This is a genomic window from Streptomyces griseus subsp. griseus (assembly GCF_000720255.1).
GTDB lineage: Bacteria > Actinomycetota > Actinomycetes > Streptomycetales > Streptomycetaceae > Streptomyces > Streptomyces griseus_I.
Genome location: NZ_JOJE01000206.1, coordinates 1 through 298 on the forward strand (window position 1 = coordinate 1; position 298 = coordinate 298).

General features: G+C 63.4%; 1 protein-coding gene. It reads right to left on the bottom strand.

All coding sequences use genetic code 11. From position 1 onward, the window contains the following. Positions 1-16: 16 nt before the first annotated feature. Positions 17-298 (bottom strand): YybH family protein (locus IG99_RS43805; RefSeq protein WP_037684639.1); only part of this gene is annotated, 282 nt, incomplete at its 5' end.

Here is a 298-nt window from a genome sequence, read left to right on the forward strand (position 1 = left end):
GCCGGGATGACGAGAATCAGACGCCGTAGGGGTTTTCGATGATGTAGACCCAGTCCCCCTCGGTCGTCCTCTTCATCACCTCGACCGACTTTCCTTCCACGGTGCCGTCCTCGCTCGTGATCCGCCAGGGCACCTGGACCATCGCCAGGTCGCCGTTCTGATGGACCGACGCGGCCCCCATCTCAAAGGTGCCGGGCGAGGCGAGGTAGGGCTTCAGCGCTTCCTTGATGCTTTCCCTGCCGTAGACGGGCTCCTGTCCCGGTCCCGGTACGAACATGGCGTCTTCGTCGAAGAGGGA